This is a genomic window from Streptomyces sp. NPDC049040 (genome assembly GCF_043197715.1).
Classification (GTDB): domain Bacteria; phylum Actinomycetota; class Actinomycetes; order Streptomycetales; family Streptomycetaceae; genus Actinacidiphila.
Genome location: NZ_JBICTO010000001.1, coordinates 216,967 through 241,207, shown reverse-complemented (window position 1 = coordinate 241,207; position 24,241 = coordinate 216,967). Strand labels below are relative to the sequence as shown.

Annotated in this window: 13 protein-coding genes; 8 read left to right on the top strand and 5 right to left on the bottom strand. The window is 74.8% G+C overall.

What is annotated here, in order from left to right; genetic code table 11:
• Window positions 1-26: 26 nt before the first annotated feature.
• From ACGFMP_RS01070 to ACGFMP_RS01040, 7 genes are all read left to right on the top strand, one after another.
• On the top strand, window positions 27-1,274 hold the full coding sequence (locus tag ACGFMP_RS01070) for an alpha/beta fold hydrolase (protein WP_393669490.1): 1,248 nt from the start codon (window positions 27-29) through the stop codon (window positions 1,272-1,274).
• Window positions 1,271-2,893 carry a hypothetical protein gene (locus tag ACGFMP_RS01065; protein WP_393669489.1) on the top strand — a complete coding sequence of 541 codons (1,623 nt, stop codon included), beginning with the start codon at window positions 1,271-1,273 and terminating at the stop codon, window positions 2,891-2,893. Before ACGFMP_RS01070 ends, ACGFMP_RS01065 begins: the two co-directional genes overlap by 4 nt.
• 28 nt (window positions 2,894-2,921) lie before the next feature.
• Window positions 2,922-4,178, top strand: coding sequence for an AAA family ATPase (locus ACGFMP_RS01060; protein WP_393669488.1), 1,257 nt, complete (start codon window positions 2,922-2,924; stop codon window positions 4,176-4,178).
• A gap of 3 nt (window positions 4,179-4,181) precedes the next feature.
• Window positions 4,182-7,970 (top strand): SAV_2336 N-terminal domain-related protein, encoded by a 3,789-nt coding sequence (locus ACGFMP_RS01055; RefSeq protein WP_393669487.1) that lies wholly within the window; start codon window positions 4,182-4,184, stop codon window positions 7,968-7,970.
• A 348-nt stretch (window positions 7,971-8,318) separates the two neighbouring features.
• The gene (locus ACGFMP_RS01050) at window positions 8,319-10,211 is read left to right on the top strand and encodes an ABC transporter ATP-binding protein (protein WP_393670281.1); all 1,893 of its coding nucleotides are present in this window, start codon (window positions 8,319-8,321) and stop codon (window positions 10,209-10,211) included.
• 88 nt (window positions 10,212-10,299) lie between these two features.
• A complete protein-coding gene (gene htpG, locus ACGFMP_RS01045; RefSeq protein ID WP_393669486.1) occupies window positions 10,300-12,261 on the top strand; it encodes a molecular chaperone HtpG in 1,962 nt (653 codons plus the stop codon).
• A gap of 175 nt (window positions 12,262-12,436) precedes the next feature.
• Window positions 12,437-12,976, top strand: coding sequence for an EF-hand domain-containing protein (locus ACGFMP_RS01040; protein WP_393669485.1), 540 nt, complete (start codon window positions 12,437-12,439; stop codon window positions 12,974-12,976).
• 28 nt (window positions 12,977-13,004) lie between these two features.
• Here the strand turns inward: ACGFMP_RS01040 and ACGFMP_RS01035 are convergent, their stop codons facing one another.
• Both ACGFMP_RS01035 and ACGFMP_RS01030 read right to left on the bottom strand, forming a co-directional pair.
• A complete protein-coding gene (locus tag ACGFMP_RS01035; protein WP_393669484.1) occupies window positions 13,005-14,177 on the bottom strand; it encodes a hypothetical protein in 1,173 nt (390 codons plus the stop codon).
• 170 nt (window positions 14,178-14,347) lie between these two features.
• The gene (locus tag ACGFMP_RS01030) at window positions 14,348-14,857 is read right to left on the bottom strand and encodes an Appr-1-p processing protein (protein WP_393669483.1); all 510 of its coding nucleotides are present in this window, start codon (window positions 14,855-14,857) and stop codon (window positions 14,348-14,350) included.
• Between the two features lie 122 nt (window positions 14,858-14,979).
• Here ACGFMP_RS01030 and ACGFMP_RS01025 point away from each other — a divergent pair, with 122 nt between their 5' ends.
• Complete coding sequence (locus tag ACGFMP_RS01025; RefSeq protein ID WP_393669482.1) at window positions 14,980-16,155, top strand: damage-control phosphatase ARMT1 family protein; 1,176 nt, start codon at window positions 14,980-14,982, stop codon at window positions 16,153-16,155.
• 124 nt (window positions 16,156-16,279) lie between these two features.
• Here the strand turns inward: ACGFMP_RS01025 and ACGFMP_RS01020 are convergent, their stop codons facing one another.
• From ACGFMP_RS01020 to ACGFMP_RS01010, 3 genes are all read right to left on the bottom strand, one after another.
• The gene (locus ACGFMP_RS01020; protein ID WP_393669481.1) at window positions 16,280-18,811 is read right to left on the bottom strand and encodes an FtsX-like permease family protein; all 2,532 of its coding nucleotides are present in this window, start codon (window positions 18,809-18,811) and stop codon (window positions 16,280-16,282) included.
• Between the two features lie 216 nt (window positions 18,812-19,027).
• Window positions 19,028-21,871: an AAA family ATPase gene (locus ACGFMP_RS01015; RefSeq protein ID WP_393669480.1), complete on the bottom strand. Its 2,844-nt coding sequence runs from the start codon at window positions 21,869-21,871 to the stop codon at window positions 19,028-19,030.
• Window positions 21,872-22,140: 269 nt separating this feature from the next.
• A complete protein-coding gene (locus tag ACGFMP_RS01010; RefSeq protein ID WP_393669479.1) occupies window positions 22,141-24,066 on the bottom strand; it encodes a M1 family aminopeptidase in 1,926 nt (641 codons plus the stop codon).
• Between the last annotated feature and the right edge of the window lie 175 nt (window positions 24,067-24,241).

Here is a 24,241-nt window from a genome sequence, read left to right as displayed (position 1 = left end):
GGAGCCGATGCTTTGGAGGGGCCGGGGTGGGGGCTGCAAGTGGGGCGCCGCGGCTGGGCCTTGTGCTGGTGCACGGATTCACCTCGTCGCCGGACATGTGGAAGCCGCTGATCAGGCTGATCGCCGCGGACGAAGGACTGGGGTTCGTGGAACCGCTGCCCTTCGGCTACGCCACGAGCCTGTGGGCCTTCGATCCGCGCCGCGGCATCCCGACCTTCGACACGGTCGCGGACAGCCTGAAGGAGTTCCTCGACACCGAGGCGGAGGCCTTCGACCGGCTGATGGTCGTGTCGCACAGCCAGGGCGGCCTGGTGGTCCAGCGCCACCTGGCGCGTATGACCGCGGAAGGACGCGGCGCCGACCTGGCCCGTATCCGCAGGGTCGTGCTGCTGGCGTGCCCGAACAGCGGCTCCGAGCTCGCCAGTGGCTTACGCCGCGGCCTGCTGAACCGCAACCCGCAGGAACGCGAACTGCGGCCGCTGAACGAGCTGGTGACCAGGACCCTGCGCTTGGTACTGCGGGACATCGTCAACGCCGAGGGCGTGACGGCGCACAGCTGCCGCATACCCTTCACGGTCTACGCGGGCGAGACCGACGACATCGTGCCCCCCGCCTCCGCGCTCGGCGTCTTCCCCGACGCGGCCGTCCTGCCGGGCGACCACTTCGGCATCGCCAAGCCGAAGGACGACCGGCACCGCACCTATACGACGCTGCGGCGCCTGATCCTGCGCACCTGGGCCGAGCCGCCCGCCGAGCCGCCTGCCGCGGCCCCCAGCGTCCGCCGGGCCGCCGGCCTCCCGGCTTCCCGCCCCCGGACCCCGCGCCCCGCGGAACCCCGTCCCGCGACCACCGAGGACACCGGCAGCACCGGCTCCGGCTACGACGTGCCCGGCGGCACCGGCGGCACCGGCTCCGGCGACGACGTGCCCGGCAGCACCGACAGCACTCACAGCACCCACGGCACCGGCAGCGGCTACGACTTCCCCGACACCCTCGCCGTCGTCACCGCTGCCCTGGACGTGAGCGACATGGACGACCCCGGCTTCCGGGCGCTGGTCGTCGGCCGGATGCGCAGCCAACTGCCCTCCCAGCCGGGCTTCGTGGCGGCCTACCGGGCGCACCCGCGGGACCACCTGCTCGAGATCGTCGAGCGCTGCCGTGCCCGCGGCGACGCCCCGGCGGCGCTCGCCGCCTTCCGTGACGCCGTCGCCTTCCTGCGCCCCGAGGAGGCGGCGACCGCCCGGCTGGTGGCGCTGATCAAGGACGCCGGATGACGCCGGGCGCTGCTGCCGGCTCGCACGGGTTCGACACCGCCCCGCGCAACTGGGACGCGGCGGAGGCCGATCAGCTCTGCACGGTCCTCGGCGGCTTCTTCGACTTCCAGGACCCGCAGTTCTTCCAGCAGGTCGTGTTCGCGGTGGGCAAGCGGCTCGGCCCCGGGTACGGGCGCCCGTTCGCCGTCGCTTTCCACCACGACGTCCGCAGCCAGATCGTGGCGCTGGTGCAGACGATCGAGCGGCACCGCGACCCCGAGGGGGTGCTGCGCGCCCTCGCCGACACCCTGCGCTTCCTGCGCGGCGACCAGGCGGCGATGGCGGAGCTGGACGAGCTGGTCGAGGAGCTCGCCCCGGCGGGGCGCCTGCTGGGCCCGCGGCTGCGGGCGGTCGTCGCCACGCTGGACGCGATGAAGAAGGCGGTACCGCTGGCGGCGGCCAGTGACGCGCTGGCCAGGGCGGCGCTGCCCGGGGAGCCGTCGGCCCTGCGGGGGAACGAGACCGTGACCGACATGGTGCGCAGGCTCAACGACGCGCGGGAGGCGGTACCTGCCGGGGGCGCGACCGGAGGGGAAGTCGGCCACGAGCAAGGGCCGCTGGTCCTGCGGTTCCTGGCCGAGCTGGCCAGGGTGCTGCCGGAGGACGCCGCAGCGGTCCTGCGCGGCCACATCGCCCTGGCCGCGGAGGAGTTGCTGCTCCCCCCGCACGTGGCCGCCGCGCTCGCCGCCCGCCGCGGACTGCCGCACGGGCCCGCGGCCCGCCGGGTGCTGCAGATCCGGCTGAACGAGACCGCGCCGGGCAAGCAGGAGTACGAGATGGACGGCACCCTCTTCGACTGGACCGATTCCGGCCTCCAGCGGCCCCGCAAGCGGGCGGGCAAAAGGCCGTACGGGATAAGGGAGTTGAAGGAGCTGGGGCGTACCTGCCTGATCGAGTGGGAGGACCTGGCGGCACAACTGGACGAGGCCGACCGGGTGCAGGTGGAATTCCTGCTGCCGTGGTCGCTGCTCGGCCACCCCGTCGACCGCTGGCTGACCGACACCCAGGGCTACCTGCTGGGGCACAAGTACCCGGTGGTCATCCGCTCGCTCGACCGCCTGCGGCAGCGCTCGTGGCACCGGGACTGGGAGCTGCGCTGGAAGGCGCTCCAGCGCACCGCGACCCCGGGTCACGCGCGGCCGATCGGCTGGCTCGCGACGGACTCCGCGACGGTGCTCGACCAGAGTTGCGAGGTCCTGTATCTGAGCGGCAGGGAGGGCGAGATCCGGGCGTGGCTCGACGCCCACCCGGACGCGGCGGGCGTGGCGCTGGCCTTCGCCTACGACCACCACGACCCGCGCCACGCGCTGTCGGTCCAGGAGGCCGTGTGCGAGGGCGTGCCCTTCATGGTGTGGCGCCGCGACGACGGCAATCCGGCGGAACTCGCCCTGCGGTTGCGCGAGTCGGAGGACAAGCACTACACCGACCTGCCCGCGCACCTGCGGTTGTGGCGGCGCGGTGCCGCCCGCGACGACCTCTCGGACATGCACAACCACCTGACGCTGCTCTGGGACGACCCCGACTGCGTCTACCGGGAGACCGCCCTTTCCGTCCCCGGTGCGTACGCGGACCAGCCATGACGCATTCGACGAACGGAAGCGAGCGGAGATGACCGCGGACGAGATGGCGGGTGGTCCCGGCGCGGGCAAGCGGGGCTCCCTCCCGGTGCCCGGCGCCGCGCCCAGGCCGGCGCCCGACTGGTGGATCTACAGATGCGCCCCCGAGCCGCACGACGGGATACTCCGGCTTCCCGGCGCGCCGCCCTGGCGGTCGTTCACCGGCGACGGCACCCGCGACGACGTACTGGAGACGCCTGCCCCTGAGCCGTCGGCCACCGAGCACCGGCGCCTGGGCCGCAACGCGCAGGCGTCCTTCTACCAGGCGGACCGCGAGGAGATCCACCTGGTGAACATGGCGCTGCTGCTGCGCCGCCCGCTGCTGGTGACGGGCCCGCCGGGGGTGGGCAAGACGACGCTCGCGTACAGCATCGCCCGGGAGTTGCGGCTCGGCCCTGTGCTCCGCTGGTCCGTCACCAGCCGTACCGGCCTCCAGGACGGGCAGTACCAGTACGACGCGATCGGCCGCCTCCAGGATGTCGGGCTGAGCCGGCGCTTCCTGCAACTCCCCTGGGAGCTGCCGGTCCACCCGGCGGGACCCGATACGGCACAGGCCCCCGGGCAGGACCCCGCCCAGGACGCGCGGCAGCACCCTGCCCAGGGCCCCGCCCGGGGCGCGCGGCAGGACCCGGCCCAGGACCCCGCGCAGCCCTCCGCCCAGGGCGAGCCCCCCGACATCGGGCAGTACCTTCGGCTTGGCCCGCTCGGCACCGCCTTCCTGCCGTGGCGCTCCCCGCGCGTGCTGCTGATCGACGAGATCGACAAGAGCGACGTCGACTTCCCGAACGACCTGCTGCACATCTTCGAGGAGGGGGAGTTCACCATCCGGGAGCTCGCCCGGCTGAAGCGGTCCCCGGTCACGGTGATGACCGATGACGACGACAGCTGGGTGGAGCTGCGCCACGGCCGGGTGCGCTGCCACGAGTTCCCGGTGGTGGTGATGACCAGCAACGGGGAGCGGGAATTCCCGCCCGCCTTCCTGCGCCGCTGCATCCGGCTGGAGATCCGGCAGCCGGACAAGGGGAAGCTCGGCCGCCTGCTGGCCGCGCACCTCCCTGCGGCCGAAGGCCCCTCGCAGGCGGTCAGGGACGAGCTGATCGCCGACTTCCTGCACAAGCAGGACCAGGACGCCGACCTCGCGGGCGACCAGATCCTCAACGCGGTGCGGCTCGCCCAGCACGTGTGGAACGACCAGGAGGAGCGCTCCCTCATCAAGGACCACCTGCTGCGCCCGCTCAACGGGGACTGACCGGTGGACGAGGAACTCGCCCGCACCATGCGCCGGTTGCTCACCGCGGGGGAGGAGCCGACGGCGGAGGAGCTGGCGGACACCCTGTGGGTCGCCCGCCTGGCCGGGCAGGCGGAACCGCCGGGCGCCGGAAAGGCGGCGAGCGCGGGGCCGGCCGCCGCGGGTCCTGCGGAGCCGGCCGCGGACCGGGACGCCGGGGGGCCCGGCGGCGCCGAGGTGCCGCTGCACCCCGTGTCGACGGTCCGCCCCGCAATACCGGACAGGACGCCGGCGCCGCCGTCCCGGCCACGGCGCCGCGCGGCGGACCGCCCGGCCACCGTCGTGCGGGTGGCGGGCGACAGCGCGCTGGACGAACCGCTGGCACTGTCCCGAGCCCTGCGCCCCCTCAAGCGGTATGTACGCGGCCGCGGCAAACCGCTGCTCGACGAGGAGGCCACCGCCCGCGCGTCCGGTGAGACGTCCCTGCTGATCCCGGCCTGGCGGCCGCGTACCGAGCGGCTGTTCGCCGCCGACCTGGTGATCGACACCGGCCCCTCGATGGTGATGTGGCGCCGGCTCGCCACCGAGCTGCGGACCCTGCTGGAAGACCACGGCGCCTTCCGGGTGGTGCGCACCTGGTCCCTCGACACCGGCGACACCGAACCGCGCCTGTCGGTCTTCCACCGCGCGCCGGCCACCGGCACCCCGCGCACCCTGTCACCCGACCACCTCCTCGACCCCACGGGCCGGAGCCTGCTGCTGGTCCTCACCGACGGGGTGGGGCCGCTGTGGCGCGGGGGCGCGCTGACCGCGGCCCTGGGGAAGCTGTCGCGCACCGGCCCGGTCGCCATCCTCCAGGTGCTGCCCCAGGCGCTGTGGCACCGCGCGGCCATCGTCCCGGAGCCGGCGCTCGCCCGCGCGGCCACCCGGGGCCCGCGCGGGCCGCTGATCAGGCCCAGGGCGCAGGGGCGCAGGGCGGCGGAGCGAAAGGGGCCGGGCGGCTGGATCCCCGTACTCCAGCTGGACGCGGACTGGGTGGCCCCCTGGGCCCGGCTGGTCGCGGGAAGCACCACCGGGTGGATCCCGATGGCGGCCCTCGAGGTCGCGGTCCCGCGCGCCCGCCGCGGTGCGGCGCGAGCGGCGCCCGCCCCGCCGCCGGCACCCCCGCCGGATTCCCCGTCACAGGGCCCCCAGGACGGCGCCACCGTGGTCGAGCGCTTCCGCGGCGAGGCGTCCCCCGGCGCCTTCGAACTCGCCGGCTACCTCGCTGCGGTGCCGCTGGTGCTCCCGGTGATGCGGCTCGTGCAGCGGGTCATGATGCCCGCCACCAGCACCGCCCTGCTCGCCGAGGTGTTCCTGTCCGGCCTGGTCGTCCCGAGCGGCGACGGGCCGGCGCCCGGCGGCGACCCCGAGCTGACCCTCTACGACTTCCGCCCCGGCGTCCGGGAGGCGCTGCTCGACACCCTCACCCGGCGCGAGTCGCTGCGCGTGCTCGACGTCGTCGGCCGGCTGTCGGGCAAGGTCGCCGCGCGGCTCGGCGGCACCTGCAACTTCCGTGCCCTGCTGCCGGTCGCCGCGTCCACCGGGCCCTGGCGGCTCCCCGAGGGAAGCCAGCCCTTCGCCCGGGTGGCGGCGACCGTCCTGGCCGGGCTCGGCGGCGAGTACGCGGCAGCGGCCGAACTCCTCGCGGCCCGGCAGCGGGAGGCCGCGGAACCCGCGGAATCCGCGGTACCCGGGGCACCCGCGGAATCCACCCCCGTACCGGAACCTGGCCCTGTCGCCCCGGCGGCGACCAGCCACCGTCCGGCCGTGCCGTTCACCGGGCCCAGGCAACCGGTGTACGACCCCGCCGAGGTCCTGACCCCCCTCATCGGCGAGGCCACTGTGCGCGTGCACGGCCCCGAGGAGGGCCATCCCTTCCATGGCAGCGGTTTCTTCGTCGCGCCCCGCTGGGTGCTGACCTGCGCCCATGTGGCGCTGGCCGGCCAGCGGAGGTCGGCGGGGTCGCCGCGCAGGGTGTCGATCGGCTACGGCGACAGGCTGCTCGACGGTGTCGTCGAGTGGGCCGAGCCCGACTCCCAGTCCCCTGAGGGCGTCTGGTCCGCCCCCGACCTCGCCCTGGTCCGGCTGCTCGACCATGTCGAGCACCCCTGCGCCTGGGTGAGCGAGCGGACGGCCAGGATCTACACCAGCAGCCGGGTCACCGTCTCCGGCTGGGCCCCGATGGACGGCGAGGCCCGCAGGTACAGCAGCCGCCTCACCGTGCGCGGCGAGGTCCAGGTCGGCAGTGCCGCGGAGTTCGAGCTCGACCACCAGGACGAGCTGCCGAACGGCCTGTCCGGCGGCCCGGTGGTGGACCAGGCCCGCGGCGAGGTCATCGGGGTGTTCAGGTCCCGCGAGTTCCCGCACTACCGCGGCCGGGCCGTGGGGATCCAGCAGCTTCGCCGGCTGCCGCACGCCGACGACCCCCAAGCCGACCTGTACCACCGGGTGATGGCCGCGCACGACCTCTACCACGCCGACCGGCACGCCTTCCTGCGCGACCACGAGCCCACCTGGACCGACGCGCACGCCGAGATCGGCGCGACCGCGGGACGCGCGCTCACCCCGGGCCAGCGCACCAGCCTGCTCGGCCTGCTGGCCCAGCTCCCGCCGCCGGCCGGCGGCCGGGTGCTGCAGGAGATCGTCACCTCGGTACGCGGCGGCCCCGCGCAGGGCCTGCCGCATCCGCCCCGCACCTGGCGCGACGGCCTCGGCCTCCTCTACGACCTGCGGCGCGACACCACGGAGCTGGAGGCCGTCCTGCGCTATGCGGTGCAGGCCGCCACCGCCGACCTCGCGCACCCCGCCGACGAGGCCACGGAGAGGCTGGTGTGGCAGTGGGCCCAGGACACGGCTGCCCAGTCGGGTCTGACCCGCGCCTTCCGCAACAGCCTCGCGGTGGAGCGCCGCAACAGGCACCGGGGCCGCCGCACGGTGACCGCGGCGCGCACCCCGGGTGCCAGGACCAGGCCCGAGGTCCTGCTCGAGCTCCGGCCGCTGGACTGGGACAGCGGCCGCGTCGACTGGTCCGTCCGCATCGTGCCGGTCGACGGGGAGATGGGGCAGGTCGCCGAGGGCCCGGGGGGAGGAACCGCTCTCGCCGACCTGGCGACCCGGCTGGCGGGGCCCCTCGCGGAGGCCTTCCGCCGGTGCGACGAACCCGGCCACGCCGCGACCCTCCAGGTGGCCGTGCCCGGTTCCCTGGCGGACCTGGCCGCGGACACGTGGCGGCTGGGCCCGGGGGACCGGTCGCTCGGCGCCGAGCGACCGGTCGTCGTCCGGCCCCGCGATGCGGAAGTCCCTGACGAGGACGCGGCCGCCGTCGACGCGCGCCGCCACCGCCGCTGGAGCGCCCAGCAACTGCGCGCCATCACCCCGGTGGTGCTGGACAGCGAGGTGGACGGCGGCGAGATGCCCACGATGGGGGAGCTGCTCGCCCTGTCGGACGAAGCGGTCCCCATCCTGTGCCACAGCCCGGCCGCGGCACCGCAGCGGCTCCGGGACCTGGCCGCCGCGGGCTTCCCCGTGGCGCTCTGGTGCCGCGAGTCCCTCGGCCCCGCGGAGGCAGGCGCCTACCTGCGCGGCGTCCAGCGCATGGTCCGCTCCGCCGGCACCGCCGCCGAACTCCCCACGGCCCTGGCCGCCCTCCGCTCGGCAGCCGCAGACGGCGCCCCCGACACGTACTGGACCGCGGGCCTGGTGCTCATGTACGACGACCCCACCTGCCCCCTCCCCGGCGACGGCCCCCTTCGCGGCTCCGACGCCCCCTGACCCGGGGGCCGCGGGTCCGCCGCGGACCCGCCCCTGGCCGCACCACCCCGGCGTACGCCCTCGGCTGACGCCTGCGTCCGCGCGCCGGGAGGGCGTTTCGCGCGCGGGCCGTGGCGCGCGGACAGGTGGAGCAGACTGGTGGGCCGGGCGCGGTCGGGCAGGGCGGCGGAAGGTGGACACTTCGTGACCGAGAAGGCGCACTTACGGCCCCGGCGGAAGGGCGGCGCGAAGAACGGCCCCGCCCAGGACCCGCCCCCCGGGCCGGCCCCGGATCCGGCCGCAGCGCCGGCCACGGACCCGGCCCCGGACCCGGAGCAGGCCCCGGAGCCGGCCCCCCGGTCGGAGGAGATGCGGCTGGAGTTCCCCGGCGACCGGCGGCTGGAGGCCGGTCACGCGATCACGCTGCGGGCCATGGCCCGCCGCCTGCCCCAACTGGTGCGCCGCGCCCTGGGCATGGCCTGGCAGGTCGACCGCGACGCGGTGATCGCGCTGCTGGCCTGCCAGGTGGTGTCCGGCGTGCTGGAAGCGCTCGGGCTGCTGGCGATGACCGGCACGATCACCGCGGTCATCGCCTCGGGCCACATCACGGAACGCCTCCACCAGGCGGCGCCCTCGCTGCTGCTGCTGGCCTCCGCGGCCGGTGTGCGGGCGGTGCTCGGCATCGCGATCGGCGGCCTGTCGACCCGTCTGTCCCCGCGGATCTCCCGTGAGGCGGAGCTGCGGCTGCTGGACGCCGCGACCCACGCGGAACTGGCCGCGTACGACCACCCCGGCTTCAACGACCGCTGGGACGCCGCCGACCGCGGTGTCGAGGTCTCGCAGGACATGCTCAACCAGTCACAGAACATCCTGGCGTCCGCCGCCTCGCTGATCGCCGCCGCGGCGGTGCTGACCAGCGTCCACCCGGTGCTGCTGCCGCTGCTCGTGCTGGCCGCGCTCCCGCAGGCGGTGGCGGGGGTGAAGGGGGCGCGCCTGACGTATCTGGCGTCGCTCGACACGATGAAGGACCGCCGCCTGCTGGGCATCCTGCGCTGGAACCTCGTCGACAAGCAGCACGCCGACCAGATCCGCTCGGGCACCATGGCCGACTTCCTGCTCGGCCGCTACCGGGCCGCAGGCGCCCGCGTCGACGCCGCCACCGACCGCGCGGCCTGGGAGGCGGCCAAGATGTCCCTGCTGGGCAGCCTCGCCGGGGGACTGGCGGCGGGGACGGTGTGGGCGGCGCTGCTCTTCCTCATCGGCACCGGCCGGATATCCGTGGCGTCCGCGGGCACCGCCACCTTCGCGCTGCGCTCGGTCGCCGGCGGGCTGCACGGCATCATCGGCTACGGCGCGATCATCTTCCGCACCGGGATGTACCTCGACGACTGGTCGGACTTCCTCGACGAGGCGGGCGGCCACCGCATCACCCGCGGCGACGCCGTCCCCACGGGGCCCGCCGTCGTCCGCGCCGACCGGCTGTCCTACACCTACCCGCACGCCGCCCGACCCGCCCTGCGGGACATCACCCTCGAGGTCCGCCGCGGCGAGGTGCTCGCCCTGGTCGGCGAGAACGGCTCGGGCAAGACCACGCTGAGCAAGCTGCTCTCCGCCCTCTACCTCCCCACGGAAGGCACCGTCAGCTGGGACGGCGCCGACATCCGCACCCTCGACGCGCACGCCGCCTGGTCGCGCGTCGCGGTGGTGCCGCAGGACTACGCGAAGTGGCCGCTGACCGCCCGCGACAACATCACCCTCGGCCAGCCGCTGCCGGGCGCCGACGTCCCGGTGCGGGCGGCGGCCCTCGCCTCGGGCGCCGACGAGGTGGTCACCGCGCTGCGCTCGGGCCTCGACACCCTGCTGGCCCGCGAGTGGTGGGGCGGCCAGGAGCTGTCCGGCGGGCAGTGGCAGCGCATCGCCCTGGCCCGCGCCTTCCACCGCGACGCCGGCCTGCTCGTCCTGGACGAACCCACCGCCGCCCTCGACCCGCGGGCCGAGCACCGCATCTTCACCGGCCTGCGCCGGGTCGCCGCCGACCGGGCCGTCGTCCTGGTCACCCACCGGCTGAGCAATGTCGCCGTCGCCGACAACATCGCCGTCCTCGACGGGGGCCGCGTCGTCCAGTACGGCACCTTCGCCCGCCTCCGCGACACCCCCGGCCTCTTCCACGACCTGTGGGTCCTGCAGAACGACCGCGAAGGCGGGGTCCCCGCCCAGGACGGACGGCCCGCGGAGGCCGCGGACGCCGCCGCCCGGCAGTGAGGGACCCGGCCATACCGCGCCACCGGCTCATCTACAGTGCTGACGGAAGTAACCGTCACCTGGCGACCTGCGAAGGACCAACGGACCCATGCCCACCGAGACGTTCGAGTTCCAGGTGGAAGCCCGCCAGCTTCTGCAGATGATGATCCACTCGATCTACTCCAACAAGGACGTGTTCCTGCGCGAACTCGTCTCCAACGCCTCCGACGCCCTGGACAAGCTGCGGCTGGAAGCCCTGCGCGACGACTCGCTCGGCGCGGACGTCTCCGACCTGCACATCGCCCTGGAGCCCGACCCGCAGGCCCGTACGCTGACCGTCCGGGACAACGGGATCGGCATGTCGCACGACGAGGTGGTCGCCCTCATCGGGACGATCGCCAACTCGGGGACGGCCTCCTTCCTCAAGGAGCTCAAGGAGGCCGGGGACGGCGGCGCCGGGGCGGAGGGGCTCATCGGCCGGTTCGGCGTTGGCTTCTACTCCAGCTTCATGGTCGCCGACGAGGTGACGCTGACGACCCGCAAGGCCGGCGAGGAGCACGGCACCCGCTGGGCGTCGACCGGCGAGGGCACGTACACCGTGGAGACCGTCGAGGACGCGCCGCAGGGCACCGCGATCGTGCTGCGCCTCAAGCCCGAGGACGCCGAGGACCAGCTGCACGACTACACCTCGCCGTGGAAGCTGCGGGAGATCGTCAAGCGCTACTCGGACTTCATCACCTGGCCCGTCCGGATGGCCGCGCAGCCCGCCGCCGGCGACGCGGCTGGCGACGGGGAGGACGGCGCCGAGGAGGACGGCGCCGAGGAGGGCGGGACCGGGCAGGGCGGGACCGACACCCTCAACTCGATGAAGGCCCTGTGGGCCCGCTCGCGCGATGAGGTCGGCGACGACGAATACCACGAGCTGTACAAGCACATCAGCCACGACTGGATCGACCCGCTGGAGACCATCCGCCTCCAGGCCGAGGGCACCTTCGAGTACCAGGCGCTGCTGTTCATCCCGGCGCACGCCCCGCAGGACCTCTTCCTCCAGGGCTACAAGCGCGGCGTCCAGCTCTACGTGAAGCGCGTCTTCATCATGGACGACTGCGAAGCGCTCATGCCGTCCTACCTGCGTTTCGTCAAGGGGGTGGTGGACGCGCAGGACCTGTCGCTCAACGTGTCCCGCGAGATCCTCCAGCAGGACCGGCAGATCCAGCTGATGCACCGGCGGCTGGCCAAGAAGGTGCTGTCGACGGTCAAGGACATGATGGCCGCGCACCCCGAGCGGTACGCCACCTTCTGGCGGGAGTTCGGCCGCGTGCTGAAGGAGGGCCTGCTCAACGACCGCGAGAACCGCGACACCATCCTCGGCGTGTCCTCCTTCGCCACCACCCACGACAAGGACGGGCCCACCACGCTCGCCGGGTACGTGGAGCGGATGAAGGACGGCCAGGAGCACATCTTCTACCTCACCGGCGAGTCCCGGCAGGCCATCGAGAACTCCCCGCACATGGAGGCCTTCCAGGCCCGCGGCATCGAGGTGCTGCTGCTGACCGACCCGGTCGACGAGGTGTGGGTCGACACCGCCCCCGAGTTCGACGGCAGGCAGTTCCGCTCCGTCGCCAAGGGCGAGATCGACCTCGGCACCGAGGAGGAGAAGAAGGAGGCCGACTCCGAGCGGGAGAAGCAGCAGGAGCGGTACGCGGGCCTGCTGGCCTGGATGTCGGAGCACCTCGGCGACGACGTCAAGGAGGTACGGCTCTCCTCCCGCCTCACCGTCTCGCCCGCCTGCGTCGTCTCCGACACCCACGATGTGACACCGGCACTGGAGAACATCTACCGGGCGATGGGCCAGGAGCTCCCGCACACCAAGCGGATCCTCGAACTCAACCCCGGGCACCCGCTGGTCGTCGGCCTCCACCGCACCCACACCGAGACCCCGGACGCGCCCGTTCTCGGTGAGACGGCCGAACTCGTCCACAGCCTGGCCCTGCTGGCCGAGGGCGGCGAACTCGCCGACCCCGCCCGCTTCGTGAGGCTGATGGCCGACCGGCTGGAGAAGACCCTCTGAGCAGCGGCTGAGCGCGGCCGCCCGCCCGGCATCACCGTGTGGGTGATGTTTCGTGCGGATGTGCCCGTGGATGTACTGGCGTGCCCCGGCCTACAGTTGCACGCTGTCCGCGACCGCCCTGGGCGGGCGGTCGCGGGCGGCTCCTGGTTCGGTTCGGGGTCGAGGGAGGACGCTCGTGGCCAGTGCGTTTCAGGAGCGCAAGCTCAGGGGGATGTTCGCCGCGTTCGACGCGGACGGCGACGGCTGCCTGCGCGAGGAGGATTTCAGGGCGCTGGTCGCCCGATGGAGCCTGCTGCCGGGGGTGGGTCCCGGCACGGAGCTGCGCGCGCGGGTGGAGACGCTGCTGATGGGCTGGTGGTCGGCGCTGCTCGACGTCGGGGACACCGACGGGGACGGCGCGGTCGACCTGGGCGAAGTGCTCGCGCTCGTCGACCGGTTGCCCGCGATGGTCGCCGATGTGACCGCGACGGCCGACACCGTCTTCGACGCCGTGGACTCCAACGGCGACGGGGTCATCTCCCCCGAGGAGCACCTCAGGCTCGTCGAGACCTGGAACGGGCAGCCGACGGACGTCACCGGCGTCTTCGAACGGCTCGACCTGAACGGTGACGGCCACCTCAGCCGCGACGAGTTCGCCCTGCTGTGGCGCCAGTTCTGGATCAGCGACGACCCGGCGGAGCCGGGCAACTGGCTCTGCGGCCGGGTCCCCGCGTAGCCGGGGCGGCCGCAGGAACGCCCACCGGTCACGGCGTCAGGCTGTCGCCGCCGTCGCTGCCCGCGCCGCTCCCGTCGCCCGGGGTGGTGGTCGCCGACGGCGGGGTGGTCGTCGGCGGGGTGGTCGCCGGGGGCGGCGTGGTGTGGCCGCCGCTGCCGCCGCCCGTGTCGGGGGACGGCGTCCCCGAGGGGGTCGGGGCGGAGGGTGTGGTGTCCCGGCCGGGCCGCCCGTCGCCGTCGCTGCGGTGCGGGGTGCCGGTGGCGCCGCCGGACGGGGTCCGGGAGTCGGTCGGCGCCGGCGTGTGCTTGGTGCCGCCCGAGTGCGGCGAGTCGTGCCCGGTCACGGCGTTGCCGATGGTCGTGCCGTGCCCGTGCCCGCTGATGTTCTCGCCTGCGATGGCCTCGTACCCGGTGATCCCGGCCATGGTCAGGCCGAAGGCCAGGGCGACGGCCACGACCGGCCGCTTCCAGGCCCGCCTGCCGGCCGGCTTCCCGGCCCGGTAGGAGGTGGCCTCGCCGTAGCCGTCCGGGCCGCCTGGGCCGTCCGGGCCGCCTGGGCCGTCCGGGCCGTCCGGGTCGCCTGGGCCGGTGTCGCCGGCGGGGGCGGGGAGGGCGGGGCTGCCGGCGGCGGGGTCCGCGCCGGTCAGTGGGGTGGTGCCGGTGAGCGGCGGCGTGCCCGCACCCGTCAGGGGACCGCCGTACGGGGTCGTGCCGGTCAGGGGGCCGCCGTACGGTGTGGTGCCTCGGTTCGTCAGGGGGCCGTCCAGCGGTGTGGTGCCGGTCAGGCGGCCGAGGCCGGTGGCGGCCTGACCCGTCTCCGGCAGCACCCGGGTGCGGTCACGGACCCGGCGGACCGCGGGGCGTGCCTGTACGGCGACCACCTGCACCTGATGGCCGGTGCGCCGGAAGAGGTGCTGGAGGATCGTGCCGCCGCAGGTGCCCAGGACGCTGACCACCCCGGCGCCCACGATGGTGCCGTAGACCCCGAGGTTCGAGGCGAGCTTCGCGGCCACGATCGCGGCGACCGCGCTGCCGGCCACCTGCGGCACGTTCAGGTCCAGTTTGCCCTCGCGCCGCGGGGCGGCCGCCTTCTCCAGCGCCGCGGGGCCGCCCGCGGCCGTGCCCGCCCACTGCGGTGGCTGCACGTGCTCCGTGCGTCCGGTGTCCTCCGGGCGCCCGTCACCGCCCCGTGCCTCGCCCATGCCGGACCTGCCCGCCTTTCCCTGTCGGTCTCCTGGGGTCAGACGGGCAGGCGCGTACGCAAGTTCCATTTGTCGGATTTTCGTGAGGTACGCCACTGTGGCCTGATATCACCCGCGGGCGGGCGGCGGGATCCGCGCCCTGCGGTCCCGGTCGGCCCGGCGGGCGGCCGTCACCCGTGGTCGTAGACGGTGACCGGCACCTCGGCGGCCACGAGGCGCGCGACGATCGACGGCTCGATCCGCTCCCACTTCCCGCCCGCAAGACCGCAGCCGATCCGCGGCATGTGGACCGACGCGTTCATCTCGGCCGCCCGGGCGGCGACCGCCCCCAGGGCGGTGTCGATCGCCTCGTACCGCACCGGTACGCCCTTGCTGCCGGTACGGATGCCGTGCTGGCCGATCATGTTCGCCACCCACAGCAGCCGGTCCACCTGCACGAACTGCACGGCACCGAGACCGAAGTCGTTCGCCGCCCGCTCCCGGTGCCAGCGCCGGTAGGCGGCCTCGGGCTCGGGCCAGCGCTTGGAGATCGCGACCACGAAGCCCTTGCCCCAGCCGCCCAGGTCGTTGCAGACGTGCGCGATCACCTTGCGGCCCTTGCCCTGCGGCGCGGTCGCGTCACCGCGTACGTAGTCGATCCCCGGCCGCGTCCCCGTCCCTGTCCCCGTCTCCATGTCCATGCCGGCCAATGTAGGAGGTCAGGGCCCGCGCGGCACGAGCCTTTCCTGCCGGCCGTGCGGAGCGGTCCTACGATCAGGGAACGGGTGGGATCAGGCAGGGCGAGACGAGGGATTCCGTGGAGATGGCCGAAGCAGCCGGGGTGCCCGTGATCACGAGCGACGAGCCCGGCTCGTTCCCCCGTAGCGTCCTCGCCGAGCGGCACCCGGCCCTGATCCGGCAGGTCCGCGAGGCCTTCCCCTATCCGCCGCGGCAGCAGCGCGCCCTGGACGCGCTCGGCGACGAGACCGCGCACGGCGTGGTCGGACCGCTGCCGGCCGGGGCGCACGACGCCGCCCGGTGGGCCGAGTGGGGCAGGGGCCGCATGGGCCGCTCCTGGTTCGAGGTGCCGTTCCTGTGGGCGGAGAGCTACTTCTACCGGCGGCTGCTCGACGCGGTCGGCTACTTCGAACCCGGCCCCTGGCAGGGGATCGACCCCTTCGCGCCCTTCAAGCGTGCCGAGCTGGGCGGCACGGAGGTCGAGGAGGAGCTGGCGGCGCTCGACGAGGTGGCAGGACTGCCGCCCGAGGCGCAGGACCACGCCCTGCTCAGCGGCTCCCTGTGGGGCAACCGGGCCGACCTCGGCTTCCGGATCACCTCCGGCGGCCCCGCCGCGTCCTCCGGTACGGAGGCGCCGGTGATCGCCGACGACAGCGCCGCCTTCTGGCGGCACCTGGCCGGGTCCGCCCCCGGGGCGGTGTACCTGGTGGCCGACAACGCGGGCCGCGAGCTCATCCCGGACCTGGTCCTCCTCGACCACCTGCTGCACACGGGCCGCGCCCGCGAGGCCGTACTGCACGTCAAGCCGTACCCGTACTACGTGTCCGACGCCACGACCTCCGACGTCGTCGACTGCCTGCGCCGCATCACCCGCGCCCCGGGCCGGGCGGGGGAGATCGGCGCCCGGCTGTGGGAGGCGGTCACCACCGGCCGCCTGACCGTACGCAGCCACCCCTTCTCCTGCGCCCCGCTGCCCTACGCCGACATGCCCGGCGACCTGAGCGCCGACCTCGCGAGGGCCGCGGTCACCCTCGTCAAGGGCGACCTGAACTACCGCCGCCTGGTCGGCGACAGGCCCTGGCCGCCGACGACCCCCTTCGCGGAGCTCACCGGGTACTTCCCCGGCCCGCTGCTGGCGCTGCGGACCCTCAAGTCCGATGTCGCCGTCGGCCTCCCGCCGGCCATGCTCGCGGCGCTCGACGGCGGCGACACCGCGTGGCGGACCAGCGGCACCCACGCCGTGATCCAATTCCGCCGGTAGCCGCTCGGGGGCGGCGGGCACGGCCGCCCGAGGCACCCCTGGCCGCGCGAGGACCGTCACGCCGTGCGGCGGCCGTGCGACCGCAGGGCCAGGCGCGGGCCCGGAACTCCGCCCGCCCCGCGGCCTATGCGGCGGTCGCCGCCGTCCGCACCGGAGGCGTCCGCAATGCCACCCGGCCGGGCAGAGCCGTCGCTGCCAGCACGAGCAGCGCCGCCAGGGCGACCACGCAGGCGTAGGCGAGGGGTTCCACCGCGGGGGCCGCGCGGCCGGTCATGCCGACGCTGAAGGCGGTGACCACGGCCAGCGCGATACCCGAGCCCAGCGCGGCCCCGATGAGCAGGACGGCAAGGGCCTCGAAGCGCAGCATCCGCAGCACCTGGCGGCGGGTGGCACCGGCCAGCCGGAGCAGGGCGAACTCCCCGACCCGCTCGGCGGTCGACATCGCGAGGGTGTTCACCACGGCGATCGCGGTGAAGGCCAGGACCAGGGCCATGGCGAGGTAGCCGACCTCCGCGTCGGTCTGCTGCCGGCCGGCGGCCGACTTCTCCGCGCCGCCCCGGTCGAGGACCCGGACGCCGGGGAACTGCCGCACCGCGGCGGAGAGCCGGTCGCGCCCGGCCGTGCCGCCCGCGGCGACCAGGACGGTGGAGGACAGCGGGTTGTCGACGTGCCGGGCGAGCAGCCGGTGCGACAGGGTGAGATCGCCGAAGCCCAGCCCCCTGCCGTAGACGGCGGCCACGGTCAGCGTCACCGGGGTGCCGTCCCCGAGGGTCAGCGCAAGCCGCGAACCGGGCTTCAACCCCCTTTTGCCGGCGACGAGTCGGCTGACGGCGACGCTGTCGGTGCCGAAGTGCTCCAGTGATCCCGCGACCACGTCAGGGTCCCAGGTGCTGGAGAGCCCTTCCGAAGTGACGCCCTGCACCGGGTACTTGTCGAGGCCGACCCGGACCGTGCTGCGTACGACCTCGGTGACGGCGGTGACGCCGGGGACGCGCCGTACGGCGTCTGCCGCAGCGCCCGGCACGCCGAGACCGTCGGAAGCCAGCACCCAGCCGGCGCGCGTACCCGCCGCGGCCTCCCGCTGAGCAGCCGCGTCCAGCGTCGGCCGGACGAAGAGCACGGTCGAGGACATGGCGACGAGCAGGGCGAGCGGGGTGACGGCGGCGGCCATCCTGACCGCGTTGTGCCGGACGTTGCGGCCCGCCATGAGGCCGGGGAAGCGGCCCAGCCGCAGCGGACCGGCGAGCAGGGCGGTGCCGGCCGCGACCACGAAAGGGCCGAGCAGCGAGACCGCCCCGGCGAGGACGACGACGCACAGATACGTCACCGGCGTCGCCGCGGGCTCGGTGTCCAGGGTGCCGAGCACGGCGACCAGGGCGCCCCCGCCGGCCAGCAGGATCAGTCCCGCCACGGTCCGGCCCCGGCCGGTCCTCCGCTCCGTCGCCGCCTCGGCCAGCGCCTGGGCCGGGTGGATGCGGGCGATGCGGCGTGCCGAGATGCGGGCCGCCGCCCAGGCCCCGAGGAGGGTGGCGCCGGTGCCCGCGGCCATCGGGAGGAAGCCGACGGTGGGCCGCAGCGTGTCGGGCAGGGCGCCGATGGCCACGAACCTGCCGAGCAGCCAGTGGGCCAGCGGCAGACCGGCCAGCGAGCCGAGGACGCCGGCGGCGCCGCCGACGAGCAGTGCCTCGCGCCCGATCAGGCGGCGGATCTGGCCGGAGGTGGCGGCGATGGCGCGCAGCAGGGCGAGTTCGCGGTGGCGCTGCTGGATGGAGAGGGCGAAGGTGCCGACGACGACCAGCACCGCGACGAGCAGCGAGGTGCCGCCGATGGCACCGCCCATGCTGACGAGCTGGACGCGGGCGCCCGCCGCGTCCAGGAACTCCACGGGCCCGCGGCCGTCCCCGGTACTGATCACGGTGCCGCTGCCGGGGAGCACCTGGCGCAGTTCGCGCAGGTCAATCGTCGCGCCGGGTTTCGCCAGGATGGCGATGGCCATGGCCTGCCCGGGGTGTGCGGCGAGCCTTTCCGCCTCGTCCCGGCTGAAGAAGAGGCTGGTCTGGTGGGCGAGGTCGCCGCCGCGGGCGGCCGCGATCCCGGTGACGCGGTAGGTCCGCGGGGCCGACGTGGCCTGCACGGTGACGCGGTCGCCGACCCCGAGACGGGCCCGCCCGGCGAGCCCGCGGTCGACGACGAGGTCGCCGGAGGCGCTCGGGGCGTGCCCCGCGACGAGGGTGAAGGGGGTCAGCGGTGCGGAGTCCCAGGAGTGCCCGTAGGAGGGCGGGCCGTCCGCCCCCGGCGCCACGGCCTCGGCGGGGAAGGTGAGTTCTGGCACGGCGGCGCGCACTCCGTCGACCCGGGCGATCTTCCCGGCGAGGTCCGCGGGCAGCCAGACGCGCTCGGCGAGCGCTTTGGCCTTGTGCTTGACCTTGGTCTTGCCCTTCTTGTGCTTCACGGTGGTCTGGTGGACGTTCTGGTCCGCGGAGACGATCACCGGCGCGGCGGCGTACCGCTCGGTGACGACCCGGCCGCGCAGGCCCGTCTCCAGCAGCCCGCCGCAGGCGGTGATCAGGGCGGCGGCGCAGAAGAGCGCGAGGAAGGCCCCGAGGAAGCCGCCCCTGCGTGCCCGCAGGGTCCTGATTGCCAGCCGGAGCATCATGAGGCGTCCTCGCGGGGTGTCGGTCGCCGGCGGCGCGGGGCCCGGCAGGCGCGGCGCGCACCTGTCCGGGGCCTGTTGCAGGGGTCGTCGGTGATCCCCTCGGCGTGCCCTTCACGTTTCCATCCGCGCGGGTGGCTGCGCAGTGCGGCGAACCGGTGTCCCGCCAGGGGGGCTGGCCCCCGCATCGGGCCCCGCCCCTCCCGGGCCGCGGCGCCTTCACGGCGGCCCGCCCCGTGTCATGACCGCGCGGGCCAGCGAGACGCGGGAGCGGACGGAGAGCTTGCGGTAGGCGCGGGTGAGGGCGGCCTCGACGGTCTTGACGCTGATGGTCAGGCGGGCGGCGATCTCGCGGTTGCTGGCGCCCTGGGCGACGAGCAGCGCGACGCGGTGCTCCGTGGCGGTGAGGGAGTCCAGGCCGGCAGGGGAGGCGGCGGGCTGCGGGACGTCGAGGTGGTCGAGGGCGGCGGTGGTGACGGCGAGCCAGGGGCGGGCGCCCGCGCGGGTGAAGAGGCGGACCGCTTCGGCGAGGGCGGCGCGGGCCGGGGCCGTGGCGCCGTGGCGGGCGTGGAGCCGGCCGAGTACGAGGTGGGTCCGTGCCTCCTCCATGCGGTAGGGGAGTGCGGCCAGCCGGTCGGCGGCCCGTTCGAGGCGGGCGGCAGCCGCGGCGGGGTCGCCGCGCGCCTCGGTGACGAGGGCCGCCGACCGGTCGAGTACGGCGAGCAGCCCCTGCCTGCCCAGCCGCGCCGCCTGCGCGCGGGTCTGCGTGAGGATCCCGGCGGCCTCGTCCGCGCAGCCCGTCGCGACCAGGGCCTCCACGAGGTCCGGCTGCCAGCGGCGTACGGCGGGATCGCCCTGGCCCTGCCCGGTCTCCAGCAGCCGCACCCGTTGCAGGGCGTGCACGGCGGCGGCCGGTTCGCCGCGCAGCAGCCGGACATGGCCCTCCGCGTGCAGCGCCCGCGGCAGGAAGAGCTGGTCGTCGTCGTCCTCGCTGTGCCGCCTTGCCAGGTCCGCTGCGGCCAGTGCCCGGTCGGCGGAGCCCCCGGCCGCTTCGGCGAGCGCGACCGCGTACCAGGCGGGCCCCTGGCTCAGCCCGGCCTGCTCGGTGACCCGCAGCGCCTGGTGGGCGAGGTCGAGGGCCGCCTCGCACCGGCCGCGCATGATCTCGACCTGCGCGAGTCCCGACAGGCACTGGCACAGGCTCTCGGCGGAACCCCGGTGGCGCACGGTGTAGACCAGCGCCCTCAGTTCCGTCCTGGCGTCGTCGAGGCGGTCGTGCAGGAGGTGGCGGCGGTGCTTGAGGAAGACCGGGCCGTTGTGGTCGAACAGCACGCCCGGGTCCTGCGGCGCGGCCAGCGCCCGCGTCAGTGTCCGCTCGGCGCAGGGACGGCCGAGGTAGAACTCCAGGGCCGCCTGCTGGGTGAGCGCGAGCAGCTCGGTCCGCCGGTCGCCGGCCCGCCGCGCCAGGACCGCGGAGCGCGCCGCGTGGGTCAGTGCCGCGGCCGCCGAGCCCTCCACGACCCAGGCCCGCCAGCTCAGCCGGTAGTGCAACCGGGCCAGCAACTCCGGGTCGTCGCGGGCGTCTTCGAGGGCCTGCGGGAAGACGTCGGCGACCTCGGCCATGGCCTGCCCGCAGGAGTCGACCACCACGATCCAGGCCCGTACCCGGTCAGCGGGGCGGCCCGACTCGGCCAGCACTTCGTGCGCGATCCCGCGGGCCAGCGGGTAGTCGCCCGCGGCGACGGCGTCCTCCGCGGCGGTGAGCCGCCGGTCGGCGTCGGCCGCGGGGTCGCCCGACGGGGTGCGGTCGGCGGCGAGTTGGCCGAGCCTGGCGGCGATCGCGGGGGCGCCGCGGCGCCGGGCGGTCGTGGCCGCGGTGGTGAGCGCGGCGGCGGTCTCCGCGTTCCAGCCGGGCGACAACGACGCGAGGTGGTGGGCGCGTTCGAGCGGGTCGTCGGCGGCCTCGGCGAGCGCGGCGTGCACCCGGCGGCGGCCGGCCGCGGTGGCGTGCTCGTACACCGCCCGCGGCATCAGCGGCTGCGTGAACCGTATGGCCCCCGACGGCGACGCTTCGACGACGCCGAGCCGGATCGCCTCGCGCACGTCGGCGGGCGCGGTGTCGCAGCCGGCCCGCCGCAGCAGCGCGAGTGTGGGGCGGGCCGCGGCGCTCGCGGCGAGCAGCGTACGCCGGGCCTGCGGGGTCAGCGGGGCCAGCCGGGCGAGCAGCAGGCGTCGCAGGGTGCGGGGGATCGGCAGCGGGCCCGACGGGTCCCGGCCGGTCGCGCGGCTCTGTTCCGCGAGCGCGCGGGAGAGTTCCAGCGCGGCGTAGGGGTTGCCGCCGGACGCCGCGTGCAGCCGGGCCATCAGCCGGCGCGGCCACGCGGGACCGTCCTGCCCTGCGAGCAGGGCGGCGACCTCGCGCTCGGTCATCGGCGGCAGGGCCAACTCCAGTACGGGCGCGGGGCACAGCGCCCCGGCCGTCCCGCTCCCGGCACCGGCCTGCCCGTACGGGGTGCGGACGGCCGCGATCACGGTGAGCGGCAGCCGCCGGGAGCGCCGGGCCACGAACGCCAGCGCCTGCGCGCTCGGGCCGTCCAGCCACTGCGCGTCGTCCAGGACGAGCAGTACGGCGGACCGCTCGCACAGCGCGGTGAGCGCCTTGAGCACGGCCATCCGCAGCGTGAGGACATCGTCGTACGCGCCCTCGTACGCCTGCCCGTGCACCGCCTCGGGTGCCGCCGTGGACCGGTGCAACGCGGCACGCAGCAGCGCCTGTTCGCGCGGGGACAGCACCTCGAAGGCCTCGTCGCGCACCTCGGACAGCAGATCGATCAGGCCGAGGAAGGGCAGGTGCCGCTCGGCCTCGGTGGGCGCGCAGCGCAGTACCGCGGTCCCCGGCCGCTCCGCCGCGAGCGCGGCCACCACCGTGGTCCGCCCGATCCCGGGTTCGCCGGTGAGCAGCACGCTGTCGCCGGCGTCCAGCGCGGTCCTGGCGGTCGTGAGCAGCGCGCCCCGGCCGGTGAGCCGAGCGTCAGCACTGACCGATCCCGTCTGTCTGGCCATGCACCTGCCAACCTTGAGGTGGCTCCCAGTGTCGGAATCCCCACCCCCGCGGTCAATCCCGCCTCGCCGGCGGGAGGGTGGGCGGTGGCTGCCGGAGCGGGGCGCCGGAGCCGGGCGCCCGCCCGCCGACCCCCGCCCGCCGACCGCCTGCTCCCGACCCCCGACCTCCGACCCCGACCCCCGACCCCCGACGGTTCGAGCCGAACGGCGGGTGCGCGCCCCGGGTGGGGAGCGCACCCGCCGTCAGGTGCCCGACTGCCCTGCCACGGCTACCCGTCGATGCGGTGCGTGCTCCAGAAGGACGTGAGGTCCGTCGAAGTCGCCGCCTGCGCGGCCGCCTTGAACTCGGCGGTCGTGGAGACCCCGTACCAGTGCGCCTGCGCGTAGCTTCGCAGCAGGGACGTCATCGCACTGTCACCGATGAGCCGGCGCAGGTCGTGCAGCGCGCACTTCCCGTAGCCGTAGACCACCGTCGAATACCGCGACGAGTGCGCGTCCCAGTAGGCCATCGAGTTGGTGATCTTCTCGCTCGACGACGCCCACGACACGCTGCTCCAGCAGTTCGCCCCGGTCTTGCCCTGCGCGAGATCCGTCGAGTAGTCGGTGAACGCCTCGTCCAGCCACGGGTTGTTGTATTCGTCGTCGCCGACGATCCCGTACCACCACTGGTGGCCCAGCTCATGGGTGAGCGCGGTGGTGCTGACCAGGTCGAGCACGAATCCCGGGTACTCCATCCCGCCGAACCAGAAGTTGTTGTCCAGCACGGCGTCCACCTCACCGTACGGGTAGGCACCGAACCGCCCCGCGTGCGCGTCGATCGCCGAGATCGAGGTGCTGAGCATCGACTGGGCGTTGGCCGAGCTGATCCCGCTGACCGCGTAGACGTTGACCTTCACCCCGGCGGGCGAGGTCCCCGAGATCTTGCTGAAGGCTCCGGCCGCCCAGGCGAAGTCCCTGACCTTGCTCGCCGTCGCCGTGGTGACCGTGCGGCCGGAACTCCCGGGGGTGTCCACCGACGTGCCCGTGGCGGGCACCAGAAGGCTCGACGGGTGGTCGAGGACGACCCGGAAGTCCGCGGCCAGGGAGTAGAAGGACTCGCCGTTGTTCGTGTACGGATCCAGGTGCCAGCCGGAACCGTCCCTGACGGCCAGCAGCGGCAGCGCGTTGCCGATGAAGCTGAAGGCGCCGTCGTGCCCGAAGCGGTCGGCGCCGCTGGGCACCACGATTTTCAGATCGAACCCGATGGTGCCGGACTGCCCCTGGGCCAGCGGCGCGGGCAGCGTGATGTCGAGGGCCGTGCAGCCGACCGACAGCGCGCCCGCGGTGCCGCCGGTCACGTTGGTGACGGTGATCGGCGTGGTCGGGCACGACCCGTGGTAGTTGTCCCACAGCCGCAGGTAGACGTCGTTCAGCGGCGAAGCCGAGGCGTTGGTGAAGGTCACGCTCTCATGGCCGGTCCAGGTGACGCCGGTCGCGTCGCTGCTGAGGCTGACGGTGTACGCGGGCGAGGCCGGCGTCCTCGTGGAGCTCGCGGGCCGCGGGGTGGTGGGCGGCGTCGTGGGAGGGGTCGTCGGCGGGGTGGTCGGCGGGGTGCCGTCACCCGAGGTGTCGAGCGCCACGTCGTCGATCACGAAGCTGGTCTGCTGCCCGGAGTCCTCGGTGCCGGTGAACGCCAGGCTCACGCTCTGCCCGACGAAGGCCGACACGTCGAACGTCCGCTGCACGTAACCGGCGGCCGCGTTGAGGTTGGAGTACGTCGCCAGCGTGCTGCCGCCGAGCTTCGCGGTGAGCTTGTCGTACGCGGTGGTGGTCGTCGTCTCCGCGGTGTCGATGTGCAGCCACACCGTCAGCGAGGCCGCACTGCATCCCGCGGGTATCGCCAGCGACTGGCTGAGCGTGTCCGTGTGCGTGGAGCCGTAGCCGTTCAGCCACGCGAAGCCGCTGCCCGAGTGCGCGCTCTGACCGCCGCCGCTGGTGATCACGCCGCTCGACGCCGTCCAGGGCGAACTCCCGCTCTCGAAACCGCCGTTGCCGACCACCTGGCCGGGGACGCAGGCCGCGCGTGCCGCACCCGGCGCACCCGCGGCGCCGGCCGCACCCGCGGCACCGGCCGCCCCGGCCACACCGAGGCTCACCGCGACCGCGAGCCCGGCCGCGTCTGCGCCTGCCATCAGGGAGAGAAGTGGTTTCCTCATCTACTCATCGGTCCTCTCGGAGGTGGGGGGACGAGCCGGCAAGTGGCGCTGCCGTAGGGGGAGTCTGGACACGCCCGCTCGCCGCCGGTAAGCCCCGGCGGCGAGCGGTAGGGATATCCCTATGCGGTTCCTGTGTGCTCTGCCCGTCGCCCGCCGCCGCTCGCCGTCCACACCC